This is a genomic window from Mesorhizobium sp. P3_A10, from assembly GCF_056403175.1.
In genome coordinates this window covers 256,665-281,086 of record NZ_JBFUFZ010000003.1, presented here as the reverse complement: position 1 = coordinate 281,086, position 24,422 = coordinate 256,665, and the positions used below count along the sequence as shown (strand labels likewise).

Annotated in this window: 28 protein-coding genes; 20 read left to right on the top strand and 8 right to left on the bottom strand. The window is 63.0% G+C overall.

All coding sequences use genetic code 11. The annotated features are described in order from the left end of the window. Nucleotides 1–180 precede the first annotated feature (180 nt). Nucleotides 181–942 carry a hypothetical protein gene (locus AC1DXU_RS14230; RefSeq protein WP_477369364.1) on the top strand — a complete coding sequence of 254 codons (762 nt, stop codon included), beginning with the start codon at nt 181–183 and terminating at the stop codon, nt 940–942. Here AC1DXU_RS14230 and dprA read toward each other — a convergent pair. The 4 genes from dprA to AC1DXU_RS14210 are packed head-to-tail and all read right to left on the bottom strand — an operon-like array spanning nt 939 to nt 4,936. Further along, entirely contained in the window at nt 939–2,063 is a 1,125-nt protein-coding gene (gene dprA, locus AC1DXU_RS14225; RefSeq protein ID WP_477369362.1) for a DNA-processing protein DprA, read from the bottom strand. The two genes, AC1DXU_RS14230 and dprA, sit on opposite strands and share 4 nt — an antisense overlap. Next, a complete protein-coding gene (plsY, locus tag AC1DXU_RS14220) occupies nt 2,060–2,641 on the bottom strand; it encodes a glycerol-3-phosphate 1-O-acyltransferase PlsY (protein WP_477369360.1) in 582 nt (193 codons plus the stop codon). Before plsY ends, dprA begins: the two co-directional genes overlap by 4 nt. Before the next feature lie 46 nt (nt 2,642–2,687). Continuing rightward, entirely contained in the window at nt 2,688–3,974 is a 1,287-nt protein-coding gene (locus AC1DXU_RS14215; RefSeq protein WP_477369358.1) for a dihydroorotase, read from the bottom strand. Continuing rightward, the gene (locus AC1DXU_RS14210; RefSeq protein ID WP_477369356.1) at nt 3,971–4,936 is read right to left on the bottom strand and encodes an aspartate carbamoyltransferase catalytic subunit; all 966 of its coding nucleotides are present in this window, start codon (nt 4,934–4,936) and stop codon (nt 3,971–3,973) included. Before AC1DXU_RS14210 ends, AC1DXU_RS14215 begins: the two co-directional genes overlap by 4 nt. A gap of 158 nt (nt 4,937–5,094) precedes the next feature. On the opposite strand from AC1DXU_RS14210, the gene AC1DXU_RS14205 reads away from it, so the two are divergent. From AC1DXU_RS14205 to AC1DXU_RS14195, 3 genes are all read left to right on the top strand, one after another. Next, entirely contained in the window at nt 5,095–6,723 is a 1,629-nt protein-coding gene (locus AC1DXU_RS14205; RefSeq protein ID WP_477369354.1) for a DNA alkylation response protein, read from the top strand. Nucleotides 6,724–6,866: 143 nt separating this feature from the next. Then, the gene (locus tag AC1DXU_RS14200; protein ID WP_477369352.1) at nt 6,867–7,427 is read left to right on the top strand and encodes a hypothetical protein; all 561 of its coding nucleotides are present in this window, start codon (nt 6,867–6,869) and stop codon (nt 7,425–7,427) included. Next, nucleotides 7,427–7,768: a DUF6105 family protein gene (locus AC1DXU_RS14195; RefSeq protein ID WP_477369350.1), complete on the top strand. Its 342-nt coding sequence runs from the start codon at nt 7,427–7,429 to the stop codon at nt 7,766–7,768. The genes AC1DXU_RS14200 and AC1DXU_RS14195 overlap by 1 nt, the downstream gene beginning before the upstream one ends. On the opposite strand, the gene ruvX is transcribed toward AC1DXU_RS14195, so the two are convergent. Beyond that, entirely contained in the window at nt 7,686–8,192 is a 507-nt protein-coding gene (ruvX, locus tag AC1DXU_RS14190) for a Holliday junction resolvase RuvX (protein ID WP_477369348.1), read from the bottom strand. The genes AC1DXU_RS14195 and ruvX overlap by 83 nt on opposite strands. A gap of 123 nt (nt 8,193–8,315) precedes the next feature. Between ruvX and AC1DXU_RS14185 the strand changes: the two genes are divergently transcribed. From AC1DXU_RS14185 to AC1DXU_RS14150, 8 genes are all read left to right on the top strand, one after another. Further along, entirely contained in the window at nt 8,316–9,023 is a 708-nt protein-coding gene (locus tag AC1DXU_RS14185) for a metal-dependent hydrolase (RefSeq protein ID WP_477369346.1), read from the top strand. 34 nt (nt 9,024–9,057) lie between these two features. Beyond that, nucleotides 9,058–9,474 (top strand): hypothetical protein, encoded by a 417-nt coding sequence (locus tag AC1DXU_RS14180; RefSeq protein ID WP_477369344.1) that lies wholly within the window; start codon nt 9,058–9,060, stop codon nt 9,472–9,474. Between the two features lie 56 nt (nt 9,475–9,530). Then, complete coding sequence (locus tag AC1DXU_RS14175) at nt 9,531–10,388, top strand: radical SAM protein (protein WP_477369342.1); 858 nt, start codon at nt 9,531–9,533, stop codon at nt 10,386–10,388. 75 nt (nt 10,389–10,463) lie between these two features. Next, nucleotides 10,464–10,751 carry an Asp-tRNA(Asn)/Glu-tRNA(Gln) amidotransferase subunit GatC gene (gene gatC / locus AC1DXU_RS14170; protein ID WP_095793007.1) on the top strand — a complete coding sequence of 96 codons (288 nt, stop codon included), beginning with the start codon at nt 10,464–10,466 and terminating at the stop codon, nt 10,749–10,751. Nucleotides 10,752–10,758: 7 nt separating this feature from the next. Beyond that, nucleotides 10,759–11,214 carry a GNAT family N-acetyltransferase gene (locus AC1DXU_RS14165; protein ID WP_477369340.1) on the top strand — a complete coding sequence of 152 codons (456 nt, stop codon included), beginning with the start codon at nt 10,759–10,761 and terminating at the stop codon, nt 11,212–11,214. Continuing rightward, nucleotides 11,214–12,779, top strand: coding sequence for an amidase (locus AC1DXU_RS14160; RefSeq protein WP_477369338.1), 1,566 nt, complete (start codon nt 11,214–11,216; stop codon nt 12,777–12,779). The genes AC1DXU_RS14165 and AC1DXU_RS14160 overlap by 1 nt, the downstream gene beginning before the upstream one ends. 1 nt (nt 12,780) lies before the next feature. Then, entirely contained in the window at nt 12,781–13,320 is a 540-nt protein-coding gene (locus AC1DXU_RS14155; protein WP_477369336.1) for a hypothetical protein, read from the top strand. Then, nucleotides 13,320–14,117 carry a YdcF family protein gene (locus AC1DXU_RS14150; protein ID WP_477369334.1) on the top strand — a complete coding sequence of 266 codons (798 nt, stop codon included), beginning with the start codon at nt 13,320–13,322 and terminating at the stop codon, nt 14,115–14,117. The genes AC1DXU_RS14155 and AC1DXU_RS14150 overlap by 1 nt, the downstream gene beginning before the upstream one ends. Here AC1DXU_RS14150 and AC1DXU_RS14145 read toward each other — a convergent pair. Further along, on the bottom strand, nt 14,090–14,809 hold the full coding sequence (locus AC1DXU_RS14145; protein ID WP_477315051.1) for a DUF599 domain-containing protein: 720 nt from the start codon (nt 14,807–14,809) through the stop codon (nt 14,090–14,092). The genes AC1DXU_RS14150 and AC1DXU_RS14145 overlap by 28 nt on opposite strands. 71 nt (nt 14,810–14,880) lie before the next feature. After that, nucleotides 14,881–15,576: a cysteine hydrolase family protein gene (locus tag AC1DXU_RS14140; RefSeq protein ID WP_477370354.1), complete on the bottom strand. Its 696-nt coding sequence runs from the start codon at nt 15,574–15,576 to the stop codon at nt 14,881–14,883. 213 nt (nt 15,577–15,789) lie between these two features. Between AC1DXU_RS14140 and AC1DXU_RS14135 the strand changes: the two genes are divergently transcribed. The 4 genes from AC1DXU_RS14135 to AC1DXU_RS14120 all read left to right on the top strand — a co-directional run bounded on the left by AC1DXU_RS14135 (nt 15,790) and on the right by AC1DXU_RS14120 (nt 19,221). Beyond that, nucleotides 15,790–17,193 carry an L-serine ammonia-lyase gene (locus AC1DXU_RS14135; RefSeq protein WP_477315049.1) on the top strand — a complete coding sequence of 468 codons (1,404 nt, stop codon included), beginning with the start codon at nt 15,790–15,792 and terminating at the stop codon, nt 17,191–17,193. Between the two features lie 78 nt (nt 17,194–17,271). Next, nucleotides 17,272–17,709: a DUF1489 family protein gene (locus AC1DXU_RS14130; RefSeq protein WP_477315047.1), complete on the top strand. Its 438-nt coding sequence runs from the start codon at nt 17,272–17,274 to the stop codon at nt 17,707–17,709. Nucleotides 17,710–17,791: 82 nt separating this feature from the next. After that, nucleotides 17,792–18,523 carry a vWA domain-containing protein gene (locus AC1DXU_RS14125; RefSeq protein WP_477369332.1) on the top strand — a complete coding sequence of 244 codons (732 nt, stop codon included), beginning with the start codon at nt 17,792–17,794 and terminating at the stop codon, nt 18,521–18,523. Then, nucleotides 18,523–19,221: a DnaJ domain-containing protein gene (locus AC1DXU_RS14120; RefSeq protein ID WP_477315043.1), complete on the top strand. Its 699-nt coding sequence runs from the start codon at nt 18,523–18,525 to the stop codon at nt 19,219–19,221. The genes AC1DXU_RS14125 and AC1DXU_RS14120 overlap by 1 nt, the downstream gene beginning before the upstream one ends. A 47-nt stretch (nt 19,222–19,268) precedes the next feature. Here AC1DXU_RS14120 and AC1DXU_RS14115 read toward each other — a convergent pair whose 3' ends face one another. After that, nucleotides 19,269–20,717, bottom strand: a complete 1,449-nt coding sequence (locus tag AC1DXU_RS14115; RefSeq protein ID WP_477369330.1) for a D-alanyl-D-alanine carboxypeptidase — start codon at nt 20,715–20,717, stop codon at nt 19,269–19,271. Here AC1DXU_RS14115 and AC1DXU_RS14110 point away from each other — a divergent pair. The 4 genes from AC1DXU_RS14110 (at nt 20,599) to clpA (ending at nt 24,414) form a co-directional block, all read left to right on the top strand. Further along, nucleotides 20,599–20,850, top strand: coding sequence for a hypothetical protein (locus tag AC1DXU_RS14110; RefSeq protein WP_477370398.1), 252 nt, complete (start codon nt 20,599–20,601; stop codon nt 20,848–20,850). The genes AC1DXU_RS14115 and AC1DXU_RS14110 overlap by 119 nt on opposite strands. Nucleotides 20,851–21,000: 150 nt before the next feature. Further along, nucleotides 21,001–21,330 carry a phasin family protein gene (locus tag AC1DXU_RS14105; protein WP_477315039.1) on the top strand — a complete coding sequence of 110 codons (330 nt, stop codon included), beginning with the start codon at nt 21,001–21,003 and terminating at the stop codon, nt 21,328–21,330. Nucleotides 21,331–21,606: 276 nt separating this feature from the next. After that, nucleotides 21,607–21,936 carry an ATP-dependent Clp protease adapter ClpS gene (gene clpS, locus AC1DXU_RS14100; RefSeq protein ID WP_167364898.1) on the top strand — a complete coding sequence of 110 codons (330 nt, stop codon included), beginning with the start codon at nt 21,607–21,609 and terminating at the stop codon, nt 21,934–21,936. Between the two features lie 6 nt (nt 21,937–21,942). Next, a complete protein-coding gene (gene clpA / locus AC1DXU_RS14095; protein WP_477315037.1) occupies nt 21,943–24,414 on the top strand; it encodes an ATP-dependent Clp protease ATP-binding subunit ClpA in 2,472 nt (823 codons plus the stop codon). The last annotated feature ends 8 nt before the right edge of the window (nt 24,415–24,422 follow it).

Below are 24,422 nucleotides of genomic sequence, written 5' to 3'. Positions count from 1 at the left end.
ACAATGTCTGCGATGAGCGACAGGGAGGCACGGGTTTAGCCAGCCTCTTAGTTTGAAGCCGCTGGCTAGACAAGCTTCGTACAGGGCGACCTCCGCGATCATGCATCGCAGAATTTGCGCCGGGACCGTTCCCGGGCTATTGGGCCCGATCGCAATGCAGGATCGGGATGGGAGTCATAGTTGCCGGAGAAGTTGGAAAACGTCCTGATTCTCGCGCATCCCGGGCATGAGCTCAGGATTCACCATTGGCTCGAGCTGACAAAGCCAAGGGTCTATCTGTTGACTGATGGTTCGGGCGGTCGTCAAACGGCAAGAACCCGGTATTCACGCGATGTGGTGGAAGCTGCAGGCGCGACGCCTGGCGCGATCTTTGGCGATATTCCGGATGCGGCCTGGTACGAGGCGCTGCTGGCTGGAGACGGCAGCTTCTTTGTCGATGTGCTGACGACGATAAGCGCCGATCTGGCAAGCGCGAAAAACGTTCAAATCGTATCTGACGCGGTCGACGGCTACAATCCGATGCATGACTTGGCCTATGCTTACGGACAGGCGCTCACCAAGCTGTTGAAACGAATGACGAAGGTACGCGGGCAACTGTGCTCCGCCGCGGTTCCAAACGTGGCGGGAGGCCTTGAACTGGAAATTCAGCTCGATCAGGCAGCGCGCGAGAGAAAAATGGCCGCGGTCCAGGCCTATACGCCTCTCGCCGATGAAGCGCGGCGCATACTTGAGCGGGATCCGCAGTGTTTTGACAGGGAAAATCTCATTTCCCAGAATTTTGACTGGAATGGGCCTTGGGCGCCGGAATGGGAACTCATCGGCAAGCAGCGTGTGGCCGCCGGGCTTTACGACAACTGCATATCCTACAAGGACAATGTTCAACCAGTTGCACTACAGCTGCAATCTGAAAGCCACCGCGTTCCTGCATTCGCAGGAAACTAGACCAGCGAAACATTGCCGCCGGCGTGGCGTTCCAGCCGGCCGGCAAGGTCGAGCTCCAGAAGCACCATGGACACCTGGGCGGCATGCAGGCCGGTATGGCGGATGATCTCATCCACCGCCACCGGCGTCGGTCCGAGCACTTCGAGCACACCGAACCGCTCGTCTTCGCCCGGCGGTGGCGTTGCTGAAAGGTCTGGAGACTCTTCCAGCAGCGGCGCCCTTGGCACCCGCAAACCGGCCAGCGGCGCAATCGCGCCGGAAACGTCGGATGCCTCAGTGACCAGTGTGGCGCCGTCCTTGAGCAGGCCATTGGTGCCGGCGCAGCGTGGATCGAGCGGCGAGCCGGGAACGGCGAAGACCAGCCGGCCCATCTCGCCGGCCAGTCTGGCGCTGATCAACGATCCCGAGCGCTGTGCCGCCTCGACCACGACCAGCCCCAGTGCCATGCCGGCAACCAGCCGGTTGCGCCGCGGAAAATCCTGCGCCCGCGGCTGCCAGCCGAACGGCATTTCCGAAACGATGGCGCCGCCGCGCTCGGCAATCTCATGGCACAGTCCGATGTTCTCGGGCGGGTAGGGCAGGTCGAGGCCGCCGGCCAGCACACCGATCGTGCCGGTAGAAAGGCTGCCTTGGTGCGCTGCCGTGTCGATGCCGCGGGCGAGGCCGGAGACGATGCTGTAGCCGTCGCGGCCGAGATCTGTCGCCAGCATTCGCGCCATCTTGATGCCGGCCAGCGAGGCATTGCGGGCGCCGACAATGGCGATCGCCGGCAGCCGGAACACCGCGCCTTCGCCCTTGACCGCCAGCAGCGGCGGCGGATTGTCCATGTTTTTCAAGAGTGGCGGATAGTCGGCCTCGCCGATACCGACAAAGCGGGCGCCAGCCTGGCCGGCAGCTTCCAGCTCCGCCTCGGTCTCCTCAACAGAGGGAATGCGGACGATCTTCTTGGCGCCGCCCGAAATCATCAGCTCGGGCAGCATTTCCAATGCCGCCTCGGCCGAGCCAAAACGGTTGATCAGGCCGCGAAAGGAGGCGGGGCCGACATTTTGCGTGCGGATCAGCCGCAGCCAGCTCAGCCGCTGCCGGTCGCTGAGGCGCGGCCCGGCGGCAGGCTTGCTCAACCCTTGGCTCCGATCTTGCCTTCAGTGCCGGCAAGAAGGCGCGAAATGTTGGCGCGATGTTTGAAGATGACGATCAGGCTCATCACCACGAACAGGCCGGCTGTCTCTGGCGTGCTCCAGAAGTAAAGCGCGATCGGTACGACGACCGCCGCCGTCAGTGCTGCCAGCGACGAGTAGCGGAAGAGAAAGGCCATCGCCAGCCAGACGGCGATAAAGACCAGCGCCACATGCCAGCCGAGCGCGATCAGCACGCCGAGATAGGTGGCCACGCCCTTGCCGCCCTTGAAACCAAGCCAGACCGGAAACAGATGGCCAAGGAAAGCGCCGAGGCCTGCCCATAGTCCAAGGTCGTGTCCAAAATGGCGCGCGATCATCACCGCTACGGTGCCTTTCAACGCGTCAAGCAGCAGCGTCGCGGCGGCCAGCCCCTTGTTGCCGGTTCTCAGCACATTGGTGGCGCCGATATTGCCGGAACCGATCTTGCGCACATCGCCAAGGCCGGCCGCGCGGGTGATCAAAAGGCCGAACGGAATCGAGCCAAGGAGATAGCCGAACACCAGCGCCAGGACGTAACTCATTGTTTCCCCCCGTATTTCGTAGGTCGTGCGGGTCGGTGAAGACGACCTAGACCGAGAACACTGTGCGGCCCGCCACCAGCGTTTGCAAGACCTTGCCCTGCAGGCGCGCGCCTTCGAAACAGGTGTTTTTCGAGCGCGAGCGAATGCCGCTTTCGCTGACGATCCATGGCTCGTCGAGATCGACAAGCGCCAGATCGGCGACGGCCCCGGGCTTCAGCGTGCCGCCCGGCAGGCCGAACAGTTTTGCCGGCGCGGTGGACAGGGTCTCGATCAGCCTGAGCAGTGATACGTCGTCATTGTGATAGAGCCGCAGTGCGGCGCCCAGCAGTGTTTCCAGTCCGATGGCGCCGGCCGCCGCATCGGCAAAGGGCAGGCGCTTGGTGTCGACATCCTGCGGATCATGCGAGGAGACGATGACGTCGATCGTGCCGTCCTTGACCGCTTCGATCATCGCCAGCCGGTCCTCTTCGGCACGCAGCGGTGGCGTCAGCCGGAAGAAGGTGCGGTATTCCCCGACATCGTTCTCGTTGAGCGACAGATTGTGGATGGCCACGCCTGATGTGACATTGGCGCCGTCGGCCTTCGCCCGCGTCACCGCTTCCGCAGCCATCGCCGTCGAAATCTTGGCCGCGTGGTAGGCGCCACGCGTCAGCCGCGCCAGCGCCAGGTCGCGCTCCAAGGGGATCGATTCCGCCTCGCGCGGGATGCCGGCAAGGCCGAGCCAGCTGGCATAGAGGCCTTCATTCATGACGCCGGCCGAGGCGAGGTCGGCGTCCTGCGTCTCATGCGCGATGACGCCGCCGAAATCGCGGGCGTAGGTCAGGGCCCGGCGCATCACCAGCGCGCTGGCAATGGTGTGGCGGCCGTCGGTGAAGGCCACCGCGCCGGCCTCGCGCAGCAGGCCGAACTCGGTCATCTCGCGCCCGGCGAGACCCTTGGTGATCGCCGCCGCCGGAAAGATGTTGACGATGGCCGTGTCCTTGGCGGTGCGCAGCACGAACTCGACCAATGCGACATTGTCGATCACCGGGTCGGTGTCGGGCATCATGACGATCGAGGTAACGCCGCCGGCAGCCGCCGCCACGCTGGCCGAAGCGATGGTCTCGCGGTGCTCGCCGCCCGGTTCGCCGATGAAGACGCGAGCGTCGATCAGGCCCGGAATAATCGCCTTGCCGGAACAGTCGATGACGGTTGCGCCCTGCGGAGCGCCTTGGTTCAACGCCGCTTTGCTGGCGGCAACGATTTTTTTTCCGTCGACAATGACCGTGCCGGTCTCGTCAATGCCGCGCGACGGGTCGATGATGCGGGCGCGGCTGAAGACGGTTATGCTCATGCGCCGCGGCCCTCATGGTTGCGGCGCGGGTCGAGCAGCGCTTCCATCACCGCCATGCGCACGGCAACGCCCATCTCCACCTGTTCCTGGATGACGCTCTGCGGCCCGTCGGCGATTTCCGAGGCGATCTCGACGCCGCGGTTCATCGGGCCGGGATGCATGACCAGCGCGCCGTCCTTGGCTGCTTTCAATTTTTCGGCGTCGAGGCCGAAATAGCGGAAATATTCGCGCACAGATGGCACGAAGGCACCTTCCATGCGCTCGCGCTGCAGGCGCAACATCATCACCACGTCGGCGCCCTTCAGGCCCTCGGCCATCGAGCGAGAGACGATGACCCCCATTTTCTCGATGCCGGTGGGCAAAAGCGTCGAAGGGGCGACGACGCGCACCTGGGCGCCGAGCGCGTTGAGCAGCATGATGTTGGAGCGCGCCACGCGCGAATGCAGGATGTCGCCGCAGATCGCCACGATCAGCTTCGACAGCGGCCCTTTGGCGCGGCGGATGGTCAGCGCGTCGAGCAGTGCCTGTGTCGGGTGTTCATGGGCGCCGTCGCCGGCATTGACCACCGAACAGCCGACTTTCTGCGCCAACAGGGCGGCAGCACCGGCCGACTGGTGGCGGATGATTAATATGTCGGGGCGCATGGCGTTCAGCGTCATCGCCGTATCGATCAGCGTCTCGCCCTTCTTCACGGAAGAGCTCGCCACCGACATGTTCATGACATCGGCGCCCAGCCGCTTTCCCGCCAGCTCGAACGATGACTGCGTGCGGGTCGACGCCTCATAGAACAGGTTGATCTGCGTGCGCCCGCGCAGCGTCGAGGTCTTTTTCTCCGACTGCCGCGAGATCGCAACCGCCCGATCCGCGCGGTCGAGCAACAGCTCGATGTCGGCGGGGGAAAGATCGCGGATGCCCAGAAGATGGCGGTGGGGATAGAGTGGCAGGGACGAAGCGTCGGTCATCTCAAGGCGCTGCTATAGGGTGGAGATTTCCTGGCTGCAAGCGCCAGCTTTGGATTGCGGCCATTCTCCCCGGTATTTTCGTCGCGCGCGCCGCCTGGCTTGGGCTATATCTAGCCGATGGCTCCGGATTCGTGGCCTGCTAATGACAAGGACAGTGCGTGACCGACGAAGTGACGAACCAGCCGCCGCCGCTGGCAGGCGGCAACGCCTGGCGCGGCGATCCGTTGCTGATCCAGCTCGCCGAGCGCTTTTCCGATCCGGTGCGCAAGGATCTCGACGGCCTCGGCCGTTTCGTATTGACGCATGAGGCGCAGGAACTCGCCCGCCTCGCCAACACCGAGACGCCGAAGCTCAGGACCCATGACCGCCAGGGCCGGCGCATCGATCAGGTCGAGTTCCATCCCGCCTATCATGCGCTGATGCGCCGCTCGGTCGCCAACGGCCTGCATTCCTCGATCTGGGAAAATGGCGAGGCCGAGATCGGCCGGCGCCATCAGGTGCGCGCCGCCCGTTTCTATCTGACCGCCGGGCTCGAGACCGGACACCTGTGCCCGATCACCATGACCAGCGCTTCGCTCGCCGCACTGATGGCCAGCCCAAAGCTGTTTCGCGAATGGGCGCCTCGGGTGACGACGCGCAAATACGACCAGAGCCAGAAGCCGCCGGTCGACAAGACCGGGCTGACGCTCGGCATGGGCATGACCGAGAAGCAGGGCGGCACCGATGTGCGCGCCAACGTCACCAGGGCCGAGCGCGCCGGCAGCGGCTTTTATCGCCTGACCGGCCACAAATGGTTCATGTCGGCGCCGATGTCGGATGCGTTTCTCGTGCTCGGGCAAGCGCCGGAGGGGCTTTCGTGTTTTCTCGTCCCCCGCATACTCGGTGACGGATCGGGCAACGGTTTTCGCTTGCAGCGGCTGAAGGACAAGCTCGGCAACCGCTCCAACGCCTCGTCGGAAGTGGAATTCGTCAACGCCATCGGCGAGATGGTCGGCGAGCCTGGGGCGGGTGTGAAGACGATCATGGACATGGTGACGCTGACCCGCCTCGACTGCGCCGTCGCCTCGTCGGCGATCATGCGGGCTGGCCTCGCCGAGGCTGTCCATCACACCCGTTACCGCCAGGTGTTCGGCTCGCCGCTGATCGAGCAGCCGCTGATGCAGCGCGTGCTGGCCGACATGGCGCTCGACGTCGCCGCCGCCACCGCGCTGTCGTTCCGGCTGGCGCGCTCCTTCGACGAGGCGGCCAGCGATCGCGGCGAGGCGGCGTTTGCCCGCGCCATGACGCCGGTGGTGAAATACTGGGTCTGCAAGATCGCGCCGCCGATGCTCTACGAGGCGATGGAGTGCCTCGGCGGCAATGGCTATGTCGAGGAGGCGCCGCTCGCCCGCTACTATCGCGAAGCCCCGGTCAACGCCATCTGGGAAGGCTCCGGCAATGTCATGGCGCTTGACGTGCTGCGTGTGCTTGGCCGCGCGCCCGGCCTGTTCGAGGACGTTCTGGCAGGCATCGACCGCGATCTCGGCGCCGGCGGACGCGGCACCATCAGCGTGCTTAAGGCGGCAATGCAGGTCGCGGCGACCGACGAGGGCTCTGCCCGCCTGCTTACCGAGCAACTGGCGCTGTCGGCGGCCGCGGCGGAGCTTCGCAGGCTGGGGGCAGGGCGGATCGCCGATGCTTTCGTCGAAACGCGGCTCGCCGGCCAATGGCGCAACACCTACGGCATGCTCGATTCGCGCCACGACGCGCGCATGATCATCGATACGCTCTACCCGCCGACCAACTGAAATCAGGACCTCAAGGTCGCGCGCGGGGATTTTTCGTCCGAAAAGCTCGTGCGCCTGTGGATGGCCGTTAACCTTAACAAATGGTTTCCGTTGCAGCGGTGGGCGGCAAAGCCCACTGTCCTTGCTATCAAAGCAGGGACTCCATGCGGCACATTCTGACCTCCTTTCTGGCTTTGCACTGGGCGACCGTTTTCGCTCTGCTGGCGTTCATCTGCATCGATGGAAACCGTGGCGTTGCGGCAGCTCTCGGCGTATTGGGCGTCGCCGTCCAGAACACACGTTTTGCCGATCTCGAAAACGCTGCCGTCGTGGCGCCGCTTGCCGTTGCGCTGCTGGTCGTGGCGGTGCTGTTCTGCTGGGCCTTTGTCGAGACCTTGGTTAACGTCGCGACCAATCCGGATGCCGCCGACAGCGTCGTGCGCATCGCCTTCATTTCCGCCTCTGGCGTTTTGTCGCTGATCCTGATCGGCGGCGCCGCGCAAGGCATCAATGGGCTGTTCATGGTTGTCGCCGTGCAACTGGCAGCCCTTCTGGCGTCTTACGTCGCCATGCTTGCCGAGCGGCGCTCGGCATTTGCCACAGCTGTGGCAGTCGACGGTGAGATCCGTGCCGCGGCATATGTCATGGCGAAAGGCGCGGCGCACAGCTCGTTGCTCTCACGCATTTCCAGTCGATCGGACACCAACTCAAGGGATGGCCGCTGATGCGCACTTTGTTCGCGCTCTGGGCGGCCCCCATGGCCTTGTTTTGGGGCTGGTTCTTCCTCTCGCTCAACGACATCAATTTCGGCTATGTCATGCTCAGCCGGCGACTGCATGACTTCGTTTTCCAGCTCTACGGTCAGATGCTCGGCATCGATCCGGCAATCATTCCCGGCATGGTCGCCAGGGCCTGCGTCTTCGACGGGTTCTTGCTGATGGCGCTGTGGGCGTTCCGCCGCCGGCACAAGATCGCGGCCTGGATCAGGAACCAGTGGATGGATCCGGTTGCGTCCGAGCGCTTGCCGCGAGCGACTGGAGACGGTCCAGGACTCCCTGCAGAATAAAGGCGGCTGCCGCCGAATCGATCTTGCCGGCGCGCTTCTTGCGCGAGAAATCCATCTCGATCAGCGTCCGCTCGGCCGCGACCGTCGACAGCCGCTCGTCCCACAGCACGAAGGGCAGCTCGGTCATGCCTGCCATGTTGCGCACGAAGGCACGCGATTTCTGCGCCCGCGGCCCTTCCGACCCATCCATGTTGACCGGCAGGCCGAGCACGATGGCGCCGACATTGTCCTTCTGCAGCAGGGCAAGCAGCGCCGCTGCATCGAGCGAGAATTTTTTGCGCATGATGACCGGGCGTGGGTGGGCGAAGGAAAAGCCGCGGTCGGAAACCGCGACGCCGATCGTCTTGTCACCAAGATCCAATCCTGCCAGCGTCTTGCCGCCGGCGAGCCGTGCTGGCAATTCCTCGATGCTGATGATGCCCAATGGTTTTCCTTCGCCCTTCACCACCACGTGTTTTGTCAAACGCGCAACGGACACAGTAACCCTTTGATCTCACGGCCGTCGGCGTTCTATCCTCTGGCACGACAAAAATCGAGGAATGCATTGATGAAATTGACCTGGTACGGACATTCGGCCTTTCGCGTCGAGACCGAAGGCGCGACCATCCTTATCGACCCCTATCTGGTCGGCAATCCGTCATGGACAGGCGGCTGGGAAGGTCCGGCGGAAGGCGTCACGCATGTGCTGTTGACCCACGGCCACAACGATCACGTCAGCGGCGCGGTGGAGGTGCTGAAGAAGAGCGGCGCCCAATTGGTCGCCAATTACGAGATCTGCATGTACCTGGTCGGCAAGGGCGTCGGCGGCAACAAGATCAATCCCGGCAACATCGGCGGCACCGTCGATTGCGGCGCCTTCACCACGACCTTCGTCCAGGCGCTGCATTCCTCGTCGTTTGGCATCGAAGGTGGCCAGAACGTCTATCTCGGCAATCCGGGCGGGCTTGTCCTGCATTTCCCCGAGGACAAGACGCTCTACCACATGGGCGACACCGACATTTTCTCCGACATGGCGCTGATCAACGAACTGCACGAGCCGAAGATCGGCATCGTCCCGATAGGCGACCGCTTCACCATGGGCGGTGCCGTGGCAGCCCTTGCCTGCCGGCGTTTCTTCCGCTTCGATACGGTGGTACCTTGCCACTTCGGCACGTTCCCGATGATCGACCAGACGGCCGAAAAATTCGTGGCCGGGTTGGAAGGATCAGGTGTCGAGGTCGCCTTGCCGAAAATAGGCCAGACCATCACTTTGTAGAGACACCAGCTTCTCGGAAAAATGGAATAAAACCATGGCCTTGAGACAATCTCTTTGCATCTCGATGTTGGTTGCTGCCTCTCCCGCTCTCGCTGCGGAGGACTTCATCGAGGGCGTCTATCTGCAATCCAAGGAGCTTTGCGCGCAGGCCAGGAAGGATACTTTGCAGACGGTGATCGATGCCGGCAACGTCGTGCTGTCGGCCAGAGGCCTGGAAAGCGTCGAATACAATTGCGAGTTCCTCCAGATTGCCAAGGCGAAAAGTGCCCCGAGCTGGGCGGTGACCGCCATCTGCCAGGAGCCGGACAATGTCTTTCCCGATGTTTTGTCGGTTACCCAAATGAACGCGACCCAGATCGACCTGGTTTCTGTTCGCCCGGTCGACGACGAAGGCGAGCAGACCGGCAATGGCGGCAGCTATTTTCTCTGCGACGGTGTGGCTTTGCCATAGGATGAGTGTTCTGGGAGAGGACGATAGCGTGCGTGACGGGGTGACAGCGTGACCCGATGGCCATCCTGAAACGCGCTCTGTCGCTTCTCGGTCTGGAGCGACCCGTCTTCCGGACGCTGGAACTGCACGTTGCGCATGGTTGCAACCTGACATGCGAGAGCTGCTCGCATTATTCCAACCATGCCCATGCCGGCACGGTCTCCCTGGAAGAGGCCGATCGCTGGATGGGTTTTTGGAGCAAACGCGTATCGGTGGGGCTGTTCAAGCTGCTGGGCGGCGAGCCGACGATCCATCCGGAACTACCGCGTTTTGTTGGCCTGGTGCGGCGCCACTGGCCGCGGGCGCGCATCGAAATCATCAGCAACGGTTTCTTTCTGCACCGCCATCCGACATTGCCGGCCATCCTCGCCGCCGATCCCCGGGCGCATCTGGTCATCTCCATCCATCATGATTCGCCGGAATACAGCGAGAGACTGAAACCGATCTTCGCCTTGCTGGAGACATGGCGGCGAGACCATGGCGTAGCCGCCATAATCAACCCGTCGAGCAAGAACTGGACCCGGCGCTATGAAGGCTTTGGCGACACCATGCTGCCCTTTGACGATGGCGACGTTCGCGCCAGCTGGGAGGTCTGTCCGGCTCGCCACTGCAAACAGCTTTACGACGGCGGCATCTGGAAATGTGCGCCGCTGGCCTATCTGCCGATGCAGAAGGCGAAATATAGCCTTTCCGAGAAATGGGATCCCTATCTTGCCTACAAACCGCTTGCGCCCGGCTGCTCGCGCGCGGCGTTGAAGGCCTTCGCCGCGCTGGAAGACGAGGCGGCCTGTGGCATGTGTTCGGCCGAAAAGCGCCTGTTTGAGTTACCCATCCCGCTGCGCATGCCGAAGAACCGAGTGGGCATCGCGAGCTGAACCCCGGCACGATGCAGTTGCGCGGCACGCGCCGCGCCGCTATAGCGCGAGCTGGTTTTCCCAAAGGCGACAAATATGTCCGTTGATCTTCAGACAGTGAAGCGCGTTGCGCGTCTCGCCCGCATTGCGGTGAGCGAGGAGGATGCCGAGCGCATGACCGGCGAGCTGAACGCCATCCTCGGCTTCGTCGAGCAGTTGAACGAGGTCGATGTTTCCGGCGTCGAGCCGATGACCTCGGTGACGCCGATGGAGATGAAGAAGCGTCAGGACGTCGTCACCGATGGCAGCAAGGCGGCCGATATCGTCGCCAATGCGCCGGCCACCGAAGAGAATTTCTTCCTGGTACCAAAGGTCGTGGAGTAAGCGGCCAATGGCAATCGAGATCGCCATTGAGACGCCGCTGCAGGACGATGTGCGCGGGCTGGTCGAGGAGCTCAACGCCACGCTGCTCGAACTGACGCCGCCCGAGCACTGCTATCACCTGACCGTCGAACAGATGGCTGGCGAGGACACCACCGTCTTCATAGCCCGCGACGATGGCCTGGCCATAGGCTGCGGCGCGCTGAAGCGCCACGACGCCACCGTCGGCGAGGTCAAGCGCATGTACACGCGGCCTTCGCATCGCGGCCGCAAGGTCGGCGCCAGGATCGTCGAGCGGGTCGAAGCGCTGGCCCGCGACGAAGGGCTGAAGCGTTTGGTGCTGGAAACCGGCGACCGCCATCCGGCGGCGTGGACCGTCTACGAACGTGCCGGGTTTTCGCGCTGCGGCCCGGTGCTGGATTATCCCGATTCCGAATGGTCGGTATTTTACGAAAAGAGCCTTTGATGAGCGACCTGACCCAGCTGACGATTTCGCAGGCGCGCGCCAAGCTGCGCGCCAAGGAGATCACCGCCGCCGAGATCACCGAGGCTTATCTCTCGGCGATCGAGCGCGCCAACCCGTCGCTCAATGCGTATATCGTTGTCACCGGCGACAAGGCGCGCGACATGGCCCAGGCCTCCGACGCCAGACTGGCGAAGGGAGAGGGCGGTTCGCTCGAAGGCATCCCGCTCGGCATCAAGGATCTGTTCGGCACCGAGGGCGTCCATACCCAGGCCTGCAGCCATGTGCTGGACGGCTTCAAGCCGCGCTACGAATCGACCGTGACCGCCAATCTGTGGGCCGATGGCGCAGTCATGCTGGGCAAGCTCAACATGGACGAGTTCGCCATGGGCTCGTCCAACGAAACCTCCTATTACGGCCCGGTCGTCAACCCGTGGCGGCGTTCACGCCTCGACACGGTGGTGATGCCGACCACGCATCAAGGCGACGGCGGCTTTGTTTCCGCCGGCGGCACCAGGACCTCCCGCACGCTCGACAACGCCCAACTGGTACCCGGCGGCTCGTCGGGCGGCTCGGCTTCGGCCGTCTCGGCATTCCTCTGCGCCGGCGCCACGGCAACCGATACCGGCGGCTCGATCCGCCAGCCAGCCGCCTTCACCGGCACGGTCGGCATCAAGCCGACCTATGGCCGCTGCTCGCGCTGGGGCATCGTCGCTTTCGCTTCCTCGCTCGACCAGGCCGGGCCGATCGCTCGCGATGTGCGTGATGCCGCGATCCTGTTGAAGTCGATGGCTTCGGTCGATCCCAAGGACACCACTTCGGTCGACCGGCCGGTACCGGACTATGAGGCAGCGATCGGCAAACCGATGAAGGGCATGAAGGTCGGCATTCCCAGGGAATACCGCGTCGATGGCATGCCGGAAGAGATCGAGGCGCTGTGGCAGAAGGGCATTGCCTGGCTGAAGGACGCCGGCGCCGAGATCGTCGACATTTCGCTGCCGCACACCAAATACGCTCTGCCGGCCTACTACATCGTCGCGCCTGCCGAAGCCTCGTCCAACCTCGCCCGCTACGACGGCGTCCGCTATGGCCTGCGTGTGCCGGGCAAGGACATTGTTGACATGTATGAAAAGACCCGCGCCGCCGGTTTCGGCCGCGAGGTCAAGCGCCGCATCATGATCGGCACCTATGTGCTGTCGGCCGGCTATTACGACGCCTACTATCTGCAGGCGCAGAAGGTGCGCAACCTGATCAAGCGCGATTTTGAAAACGTCTTTGCCGCCGGCGTCGATGTCATCCTGACCCCGGCAACGCCCTCGGCCGCATTCGGCATCGCCGATGAGGACATGGCCGCCGATCCGGTGAAAATGTACCTCAACGACATTTTCACGGTGACCGTGAACATGGCCGGCCTGCCGGGCATCGCTGTGCCCGCCGGGCTCGACGCCAAGGGCCTGCCGCTCGGCCTGCAGCTGATCGGCCGGCCCTTCGACGAGGAGACGCTGTTCCAGACCGCTGCCGTCATCGAGCAGGTGGCGGGAACCTTCCAGCCGGAGAAGTGGTGGTAGCATGCCGCCCCCGTCTCGCATTTCCATCGTCGAGACGGGAAACGAACTGCTGATCACAAACCCGCCGCGCACTTCGGATTTCAGGACAGGCTTTGTCCTGATTGGGGCCGCGATCGTTGCCTATACCGGCTACATGGGACTGAGAGACACGTCGCCCGCGACGGTCAGCAGCGGCACTGTCGGCCTGCTGTCGTTCGTCGCGGTGATTGCCCTCTTCACCTATTTCCTCGGCAAGGATTTCATCTGGCTGGTCTTCGGCAAGGAAACCCTGCGGCTAACCAACGCCGTAGCCGTGCGCGACATCAGGGGTTCTTTGCAAAATCGTTCGTCATTGCCTTTGAAAGGGCACCTTGCGGTCGAAATCCTCGACCATACCTATCCGACTGACGAAGCGGGGCTGGCGGAAGTCATCAGATTGACCAACGCGAACGGCACCATTGTTTTCGGCCGGGAGTTGAGCCGTACCGAGGCGGAGGACGTGGCGAATGCAGTCGAGGACTTCATCGGCCGTCAAAAATTCATGCTGGCGATAGGCAGGTAATGTTCTTCTATCTCTCCAAGATCTTCTGGTTCTTCGTCCAGCCGCTCAACCTGTCGATTTTCCTGCTGCTGGCTGGCCTCCTTGCCGCACTGATTGGCCGGCGGCGGCTCGCGGCGACAGGCGGCGTGCTCGCCTTCCTGATCCTGGCGCTTTCGGCCTGGACCTCGCTTGGCGCCATGATGCTCAATCCGCTGGAGGAGCGTTTTGCCCGCCCGCCGCTGCCGCAAAAGGTCGACGGCATCGTCGTGCTCGGCGGCGGTTTTGAGGGTGCGATCAATCTGGTGCGCGGCGGCTATGAATTGAACTCCGGCGGCGACCGCATGGTCGAGACGGCCGTGCTGGCGCGGCGCTTTCCCGAGGCGAAGGTGGTTGTCTCGGGCGGCACCGGCGAACTGTTCCTCGAAGGCGAGGGCGATGCCACCACTGCCCCGCGCCTGCTGACCGCGCTTGGCGTGACAGCCGATCGCCTGATCCTCGAGAACAAATCCCGCAACACCTACGAGAATGCTGTTTTCACCAAGGGACTGGTGACGCCGAAGCCCGGCGAGACATGGCTGCTGGTCACCTCGGCCTTCCACATGCCACGCGCCAAGGCGCTGTTCGACAAATCAGGCTTTGCGACAGTTCCCTGGCCGGTCGACTATCGCACCTCGGGCAAGGAAGGCGTCGGCCTGTTCCGCGACAATCCCGCCGATTCGCTGGAGGTCACCACCATGGCCATCCGTGAGTGGATCGGCCTCTTCGCCTATTGGCTGTCGGGCCGCATCGATCAGCCTTTTCCAGGGCCTGGCGGCTGACCGATCACCGCTTGCCGCGCCGCCGAGAAGAATTGACGGCGCACCAGCACCGCCAGCAGCAGCAGCGTCGACAGCACGAACACCATCGGGTCGACGAACCAGCCGAGATAGGCGATCGAGAAGAACACGCCGCGCAGGCCGGAATTGAAGTGCTTGCCGGCCAGCATGTTCATGCGCGCCGCGCGCCACACCGCCGTTTGCGTCACCGGATTTCGCGCCGCTTCGCCATGCGGGATAGGCACCGCTCCGATCAGGATCGAGCAGTAGTTGAATAGGCGATACGCCCAGCCGAACTTGAAGAACGAAAAGGCCAGGATCAGCACCAGCCCGAAGACTTTCATCTGAAAGGCCGCGCGCGATGACGTCGCGCCGAGCGGCAGGTCGCTCAGCACCGACAGAACCTGGTCGGAGGCGCCAAGCAGCGCAAAACAGCCGCCAAGCGCGATCAGCGAGCTGGAGGCGAAGAAGGCGGTGCCTTGCTGCAGGCCGCTCATGATGGCGGTGTCGACGATACGGATCTCGCGCTCGGCCATGGTCCGCATCCAGGTCTCGCGCTGTGCGTTCATCGCTGTCGTCAGCGATACGCGGCTGACCAGCTTTCCGTCGGAGGCGAGTGTATGCAGCACCCACACGACAAGAAAGAAAGCCAGCGCCGCCAGATCGGCGGCCGAAAGGTGGAAGGAATCGGCCATGCGTTGCTTTTACCACAAGCAGATCAGCTTGCCGTGACACCCTGGCTGCGGATCGACGGATATCGATCGGCCTAGGTCGGCAAAGGTGCGGCAGCTTCGATGCGCAAAGCGTCGACCACCATGTCAGTCTTCGTAACCCATCCGAACGCATGTTCGAAGTTCCACAGCGTCGACTGGCGGTTGAAGTCCGGGCCTGAATGGTTCATCGCGTCTTCGACCAGTATCGGCCAGAACTCCAGGAAATAGGCGTCGCGAGCGGTTGCGTCGACGCAGACATTGGTGGCAACCCCAGTGAAAAGGAGATGGCGAATCTTCCTGGCCCGCAAACAGGCTTCCAGGCCGGTGTTGCTAAAGCCGCTGTAGCGCGATTTGCGAATGACTTGATCGCCCGGCTCAGGCTTCAGCGCATCGACGATCTGCCAGTCCCAGCTGTCGTCGATCAACAGCTTGCCGCGAAGCTCGGGACGCTCGCGCATCAGGACCATACCCAGTTCCTTGTGATAATTCGGGGACGAGGGATCTCCCGCATCACTGAGGTCGGGTTTGTATGACATCTGCAGATAGATCACGGTCAAGCCGGCGCCGCGAGCAGCCTTAAGAAGGCGCTGGTTGGCGGCAATGGCTGGCGCGGCACCGGATATGTCGAAGCCCGCCAGATCGAACATGCCTCCTGCCGTGGCAAAGGCGTTCTGCATGTCTACCACGACGATCGCTGTCTGGGCGGGCACGATGCTCACCGGTCCAGGCTTGGCATTCAACGTAAGCATGGCTTTCTCCCCGGCGAATGAGAGGCAAGGCCCGCCGCAACTGCAGGCGGGCACGCACGGCGCAGGATAGCCACGTCGTCCTGGTCTAGCAATCAATGTCGCTGCCGAAGCAAACAAGGTCGGCTGGTGCTGCGCCGCGCTCTGCAAAAGAGCGGAAACATCTTGGGAATTCCTATATGGAGTCCTTGATCCCACTCCCGGAGACAGCGCAGCGTGTTCCTTTCGGTTTTCGACCTGTTCAAGATCGGCATCGGACCGTCGAGTTCGCACACGATGGGTCCGATGACGGCGGCGGCCCGGTTTCTCGATGAGATCCTGGGCGACGACTGGCCACGACCGGCCGGCGTCAAGGTCGATCGCATCGGCGCCAGCCTGCACGGCTCGCTCGCCTACACCGGGATCGGCCATGGCTCGGACCGCGCCGTCGTGCTCGGTCTGGCCGGCCTGACGCCGCAAACGGTCGACCCCGACCAGGCCGACGGCATCGCCACCCGCATCGCCGCCGAGAAGCGAATTTCGCCGACAGGGCATCCATCCTATCGCTTCGATCCGGCAACGGATCTGGTGCTCGACAGGAAAACGCCGCTCACCGGCCACGCCAACGGCATGGCATTTTACGCCTACGACGCCAGCGACCGCCTGCTGCTCAAGCGCATCTATTATTCGATCGGCGGCGGTTTCGTCGTTTCCGAAGAAGAACTGCAGCGGATGAAGGTGAAAGGCTCGGTGACGACCGAGGGCAAGAAAGTGCCTTATCCCTTCAAGAACGCCGTCGAGATGTTGAAGATGGCGGCAAAGAGCGGGCTTTCCATTGCCGAGATGAAGCGCGTCAACGAGGAGACGCAGATGTCGCGCGAGGCGCTCGACGCCGGGCTCGACGGCATCTGGAGCGCCATGAAGGGCTGTATCGACCGCGGCCTGTCGCAGGACGGCATCATGCCGGGCGGCCTGAAAGTGCGTCGCCGCGCCCGCATGCTACACGACAAGCTGCAGGAGCAGTGGCAGCAGAACAAACCCAATCCGTTGCTCGCCAATGACTGGCTGTCGATCTACGCCATGGCGGTCAATGAAGAGAACGCCGCCGGCGGCCGCGTCGTCACCGCGCCGACCAATGGTGCGGCCGGCACACTGCCGGCCGTGCTGCGCTACTGGCTGCATTTCCACCCCGAGGCCGACCAGCCCAGCATCCGCGATTTCCTGCTGACCGCGGCGGCCGTCGGCGGCATCATCAAGACCAATGCCTCGATCTCCGGCGCTGAGGTCGGTTGCCAGGGCGAGGTCGGTTCGGCCTCGGCGATGGCGGCCGCGGGACTGTGCGCCGTCATGGGTGGCACCCCTGAGCAGGTCGAGAACGCCGCCGAGATCGCGCTCGAGCATCACCTTGGCATGACCTGCGATCCGGTCGGCGGGCTGGTGCAGGTGCCGTGCATCGAGCGCAACGCGCTTGGGGCCGTCAAGGCGGTGACCGCCGCCTCGCTGGCCATCAAGGGCGACGGCGTCCATTTCGTGCCACTCGACGCGGCGATCGAGACCATGCGCCAGACCGGCCTCGACATGAACGAGAAGTACAAGGAAACCAGCCTTGGTGGGCTGGCTGTCAATGTCGTCGAATGTTGAACGCTCAACGTCGCTGGCACTGTGGAGAAGTCAGGCAGGGCCGTTGACGCCTCCGTGCGTCGGACTAAACCTTAGGCCATGTCTCTCAATCTCCTAAAACTCTGCGTCGGCTGCGACAGCGTCGAGGATCTCGAAGAGTGGATTGCCTTCCGCCTCGACGAGCGGCGCCGCGCCGGCGAGCCGGTCGAACACTGGCACACGACCCGCATGGTGCCGACACGCGGCGCCGAGGTTACCGACGGCGGCTCGCTCTACTGGGTGATCAAGGGCAACGTCCAGTGCCGTCAGTTGATCACCGAAATCCGTCCCTTTACCGACGACGAAGGCATCGGCCGCTGCCATCTGATGCTCGACCCGGAGGTCGTGCGTACCGACTGGCAGCCGCGCCGCGCCTTCCAGGGCTGGCGTTATCTCAAACCCACCGATGCGCCGCTCGATCTTGGCAAGGGCAAGGCCGGGCTGATCGAGATGCCGCCAAAACTGCGGCGCGAGCTTGCCGATCTCGGCCTGCTCTGATCCCACGTAACACCGGCTCTGGCCCGCAAGGTTGCCGTAAGCAGGGCTTGCAAGCGGCGCGGCAACGCCACATCTTGGCTGTATGAGCGACAAGAAGCAGCCCGTGCCCGCAAGGGCCAACCCTGCGCCGGTCAAGCCTCAATCCAACGCCGGCGAGATCGACGCCTTTCTTCGTCAGGCACGGATGCTGGCCGCATCCGCGACGGGTTCGGGCCGGTTGATCCTTTCCCTCGACGCGACGATGAGCCGCCAGCCGACCTGGGATCTCGCTTGTGAACTGCAGGGTCAGATGTTCGACGCCGTCGGCAAGGCTGGAAGCCTCAGCGTCCAGCTGGTCTATTTTCGCGGTCTGGGCGAGTGCCGTTCGTCGGCTTTTGTGACCGACACCAATGCCTTGAAGCAGCTGATGACGCGGATCGAATGCCGCAGCGGCCATACCCAGATCGGCAAGGTGCTGGCGCATGCGCTGAAACAGACGGCCACGGACAAGGTCAACGCGTTGGTCTATATCGGCGACGCGATGGAGGAGAATATCGACGACCTCGCCGAAAAGGCCGGCGGTCTCGGCCTGCATGGCGTTCCCGTCTTCGTCTTTCAGGAGGGTCATGATTCCGGCGCAGAAAAGGCGTTCAAGGAGATCGCGCGGCTGTCCAAAGGGGCTTGGTTCCGATTTGATCGGCGGGCTGCCGCGACCCTGGCGGGACTGCTTTCGGCGGTTGCGGTGTTCGCGACCGGCGGGCTGAAGGCGCTCGAAGCCAGGGGCAGGCCGGAAGACCGGCTGATGATCGAGCATCTCAGGGGCGGCAGGAATTGATGGGCGCAATTATCTCACTTGTTGCATTGCTGTTGGTGCTTCTGGGGGCGGTGACAATCTTCCTGCGCGCCGACCCGCAAAAGCTGGCAAGCGGCATGCGCACGCTTGGGCCGGTTCTTCTGGCGCTGGTCGGTGTCGCCGTGCTTGTGGTCGGCCGCGAAGCCATCGCCGGTGTCATCCTGGCCGCGGCCTTTGCCTGGTATGGTTCGGTGCGGATGAAACGGCAGACGGCAAAGCTGGCGCCGGGCAAGCGCTCGACGGTGCGCACCGCGGCGCTGGAAATGGAGCTTGATCACGATACTGGCGGTCTGGAGGGCCTTGTGCTGGCCGGCCGCCATGAGGGCAAGATGCTCGGCGCGATGGGTCTGGCCGAACTGCAGCAGCTCTACCGCGAGCTCCCCGGTGACCCGGAGAGCCGTCAGCTGCTAGAGACGTATCTTGACGGCAGATTTCCCATCTGGCGCAAAGACGCTGAGACGAACGGTGGCGAAGGGCTGGGTGTTGCGCCAGGTTCGGGCGCCATGACTAAGGAGGAGGCCTACAAGGTCCTTGGTCTTGAAGCGGGGGCCGCCGCGGCGGATGTCCGCAAGGCGCACCGCCGCCTGATGCAGCGCCTGCACCCCGATATCGGTGGCACGTCTTTCCTGGCGGCGCGAATCAACGAAGCCAAGGACGTCTTGCTCTCCAATCACAACTAGTCTCCTTCGACGCAAAAATTTTTCCGGGAGATATCTTCCACGCCGCCCTATTGCTGGACGGCGTAGCAGGCGATTTTCTTCTTCTTCAAAGCGGTGCAGGCATTCCAGGCGGCGTCCTTCGAACGGAAACCGCCGAAGCGAGCGCGGTAATAGGTCTCGCCGTCCTTGTCGAAAGCGACGGTGAAACCCGAGGCGGACGCCAGGATCTTCGGCGCCTGCTTGGCCGTCTTGTCGAGGAAGGCCTGCGCTTCGGACTGTTTGGGCGAAGACGCCACCTGCACCGCCCAGCCGGACGGCACGGACGCGGTGTTGACCGGGTCGACCGCCGGAGTGGGCTCGGCATAGGCCGCCACCACTTGCGCCGTTTCAACCTGGGGCGCCTTCACGATGACGGTCTTGACCTTCCTGGTCTTGATGACAGGCGTGGTCTCCTCGACCGCAGCGTCGCTGTCGTCCTCGGCAACCGTCGCGTCGTCGGCAACCGTAGCCTCGGCAACCGTTGGGGTCGGATCGTCGTTGGACGCCACGGCATCGTCTTCAACCACCGGCTTGTCGTCGGGCGTCGGCGCGTCGTGCTTGGGCAGGAAGACCTTGGCCAGCGCCTTGATCGGATTGTCGCCGCCCGCCTTGGCAATCAGCGTGCCACCGCCGCGGGTCGATGTCCTCGGCATGTAGGCGTTGATCAGCCCGGCCATCTGGTTGTCGCGGCTGCGGCCCGAAGTGCCGCCCATGACGACGGCAACGAGACGGCGGTTGCCATCGGAAACCGACGAGACGAGGTTGAAGCCGGAGGCGCGGGTGTAGCCGGTCTTGATGCCGTCGACGCCCTTGATGCGGCCGAGCAGCCGGTTATGGCCGTTGATGCGCTGGCGTCCGTAGAGGAAGGAACGCTGCGAGAAATAGCCGTAATACTGCGGAAAATGCTCGCGCAGCGCGATGCCGAGCATCGCCATGTCATGGGCGGTGGTGAACTGGCCGGGGTCGGGCAGGCCGTTGGCGTTGCGGAAAACGGTCCCGTTCATGCCAAGCTGCCGCGCCTTGGCAGTCATCATCCTGGCGAAGCTGGCTTCGTTGCCGCCGAGCATTTCGCCCAGCGCTGTCGCTGAATCATTGGCCGACTTGGTCACCATCGACAGGATCGCCGTCTCGACGCTGACCGAGCCACCCGCTTTGACGCCGAGCTTGGTCGGCGGCTCCGCGGCGGCATTGGCCGAAAACGGCACCGGCGTGTTCTTGCTGATCCTGCCCTTCGCCAGCGCCTCGAAGGTGAGGTAAAGCGTCATCATCTTGGTGAGTGAGGCGGGGTAGCGCCGGCCGTTGGCGTCGGACGAATAAAGCACTTTGCCGGTTTTCGCGTCGATGACGATGACCGCCGACTTGGCTGCCATCGACGATGCGACATCCGCGACAACGAATGACATCGCCAAAGCGGCGATGATGATCGTTTTGAGAGAGAATGCGGATTTGGAAACGAAGCCCGACAACGCCTTACGCACTGATACTTCCCTTGAATTTTCGTTGCGTTGGAGGCGGCAAAGGGTCCTGCCTCACTTCCTGCCAAACTACCGTGGCCAGCGTTACCAATCCGTTTATGGTAACCGCCGCGTTCACCATTTTCTTCGGGCTTGAACCTCTCTTTATTTGAATTTTAGCCATTGCCGGCGCAGCCGAGGTCCCGCAGCCAGGGAAATGTTGACTTTTTGTGCAACGCACAATATGTTGACGTGCATTGCACAAAAGCGCTCAGGCAAGGGCGCCTCAACTCAAGGGAAGCGTGAAATGACCCAGACCTATGAGGACTTCAGCAAATACGGCAAAGACTTTGCCGACACCGGATTGAAGAGCTTCGCCTCGCTCTCGAAGGGCGCCCAGGCGATTGCCGCCGAAGCAGGCGAATACACCAAGAAGAGTTTCGAAGCCGGCAGCGCCGCGGTCGAGAAGATCATTTCGGCCAAGTCGTTCGAAAAGGCGATCGAAATCCAGTCCGACTACGCCAAGCAGTCCTACGAGAGCTTCGTCGCCGAGGCCACCAAGTTTGGCGATCTCTACGCCGAACTCGCCAAGGAAGCCTACAAGCCGTTCGAATCGATCGTCGCCAAGGCGAAGTAAATTTCGCCGGACAGTGCGAAAACGGCCTTTCGGGCCTGTGAATCAGACCCGGTCGCGAACACGCGGCCGGGTTTTTTCATGCCGGGTTCAAATTGCGGGCTCTGGACCGTCACGATTTTGAAAATCAGCCAAGTTTGGCCACCTAGCCATATTGTCAGCTAACCTAAAGGGCTTAAAATCGTCCATCGAACACCTACATGTCGAACTCGCATGGGGATTCGAAAGAGGCAGGAATACGTGACTTCAGGTTTGACTGCCACGAGACGAGTGGTGCGGATGCAAAATGGCGACGGCGACGGCAATGAGGCCGGTCGCGGTACGGCCGTCATCACGCGCACCAAAACCAAGACCAAAAAGCCCAGCCTTTATCGGGTCCTCATCCTCAACGACGACTACACGCCCATGGAGTTCGTGGTTCACGTGCTGGAGCGTTTTTTCCAGAAGGACCGCGAAGCCGCCACACGCATCATGCTTCATGTTCACAATCATGGGGTGGGCGAGTGCGGGGTCTATACATTCGAGGTGGCCGAGACCAAAGTGTCCCAGGTCATGGATTTCGCCCGACAGAATCAGCATCCGCTGCAATGCGTGATGGAGAAGAAGTGAGGTAACATGCCGGCTTTCTCCCAAGGCCTGGAAAAGGCGCTCCACCAGGCGCTGACGCTCGCCAATGAGCGGCACCATGAATACGCAACCTTAGAACATCTGCTGCTCGCGCTCATCGACGACACCGAGGCGGCCGCCGTCATGCGCGCTTGCAATGTCGATCTCGACGAACTGAAGCACACGGTTCTCACCTATATCGATACCGAACTCGACAACCTCGTCACCGGCTATGACGAGGACTCCAAGCCGACGGCCGGTTTCCAGCGCGTCATCCAGCGCGCCGTGATCCACGTGCAGTCGTCCGGCCGCGAGGAGGTGTCCGGCGCCAACGTGCTCGTTGCCATCTTCGCCGAGCGCGAGAGCCATGCCGCCTATTTCCTGCAGGAACAGCAGATGACCCGCTACGACGCGGTCAACTACATCTCGCATGGCATCGCCAAGCGCCCCGGCGCGTCGGAAACGCGCTCGCCGCGCGGCGCCGACGATGAGCAGGGCAACGGCCAGAACGGCTCCGAGCCGCAAGAGGAAGGCGGCAAGAAGAAGCAGCAGCAGGACGCGCTGACCGCCTATTGCGTCAACCTCAACAACAAGGCCAAAGCCGGCAAGATCGATCCGCTGATCGGCCGCGAGTCCGAGATCAACCGCACCATCCAGGTGCTGTGCCGCCGCTCCAAGAACAACCCGCTCTATGTCGGTGATCCTGGCGTCGGCAAGACGGCGATCGCCGAAGGCCTCGCCAAGCGCATCGTCGAGGGCGACGTTCCCGAGGTGTTGCACAACGCCACCATCTTCGCGCTCGACATGGGCACGCTTTTGGCTGGCACACGCTACCGCGGCGATTTCGAAGAGCGGCTGAAGCAGGTCGTCAAGGAGCTCGAGGATTATCCGGGCGCGGTACTGTTCATCGACGAGATCCACACCGTGATCGGGGCAGGGGCGACATCGGGCGGCGCCATGGACGCGTCGAACCTGTTGAAGCCGGCACTGTCGTCAGGCGCCATCCGCTGCATCGGTTCGACCACCTACAAGGAATTCCGCCAGTTCTTCGAAAAAGACCGCGCTTTGGTGCGGCGTTTCCAGAAGATCGACGTCAACGAGCCGACCATCGAGGACGCCATCGAGATCATGAAGGGCCTCAAGCCCTATTATGAGGAATTCCACAAGGTGAAGTTCACCAACGAGGCGATCAAGGCCTCGGTGGAGCTGTCGGCGCGCTACATCAACGACCGCAAGCTGCCGGACAAGGCGATCGACGTGATCGACGAGACCGGCGCCTCGCAGATGCTGGTGCCGGAGGCCAAGCGCAAGAAGACCATCGGCATCAAGGAGATCGAAGCGACGATCGCCACCATGGCCCGCATCCCGCCGAAGACGGTTTCGGCCGACGACGAGAAGGTGCTGCAGGGCCTCGATATCGAGCTCAAGCGCGTCGTCTACGGCCAGGATACCGCCATCAGTGCGCTGACCTCGGCGATCAAGCTGGCACGTGCCGGCCTGCGTGAACCGGAAAAGCCGATCGGCTCCTATTTGTTCTCGGGGCCAACCGGCGTCGGCAAGACCGAAGTGGCCAAGCAGCTTGCCGCCTCGCTCGGCGTCGAGCTGATCCGCTTCGACATGTCGGAATACATGGAACGCCACACCGTCTCGCGGCTGATCGGCGCGCCTCCCGGCTATGTCGGCTTCGACCAGGGCGGCCTGTTGACCGACGGCGTCGACCAGCATCCGCACTGCGTGCTGTTGCTGGACGAAGTCGAGAAGGCACATCCGGACCTGTTCAACATCCTGTTGCAGGTCATGGATCACGGCAAGCTGACCGATCACAACGGCAAGCAGATCGACTTCCGCAATGTCATCCTGATCATGACCACCAATGCGGGCGCATCCGATGCGCAGCGCGCGGCGATCGGTTTCGGTTCGACCAAGCGCGAAGGCGACGATGTCGAGGCAATCAACCGGCTGTTCACGCCGGAGTTCCGCAACCGTCTCGATGCGATCATCCCGTTCGGCTCGCTGCCGGTGCCGGTGATCCATCAGGTGGTGCAGAAGTTCGTCATGCAGCTCGAGGCCCAGCTTTCCGAGCGTGGCGTCACCTTCGATCTGTCGCCGGACGCGATCGCCTGGCTGGCCGACAAGGGCTATGACGAACGCATGGGCGCGCGGCCGCTTGGCCGTGTCATCCAGGAGCACATCAAGAAGCCGCTCGCCGACGAGGTTCTGTTCGGCAAGCTGAAGAAGGGCGGCACGGTGCGCGTCACCGTCGAGAAGAAGGAGACCGGCGAAACCGGCCTGAAGCTCGAATCGCTCGCCGACGAAGCGCCGGTCAAGCCGAAGAAGGAAGAGCCGGAAGACGCGCCGAAGCCAGCCAAGACCGTGGCGAAAAAGCCGGCGGTAAAGAAGCTGATCGCGCAGAAGCCGGAGCCCAAGGGCAAGGATGGCGGCAAGCGCAGCCTGGTGCCGCAACTGCCGCGCAAGAATTGATCAGTTCG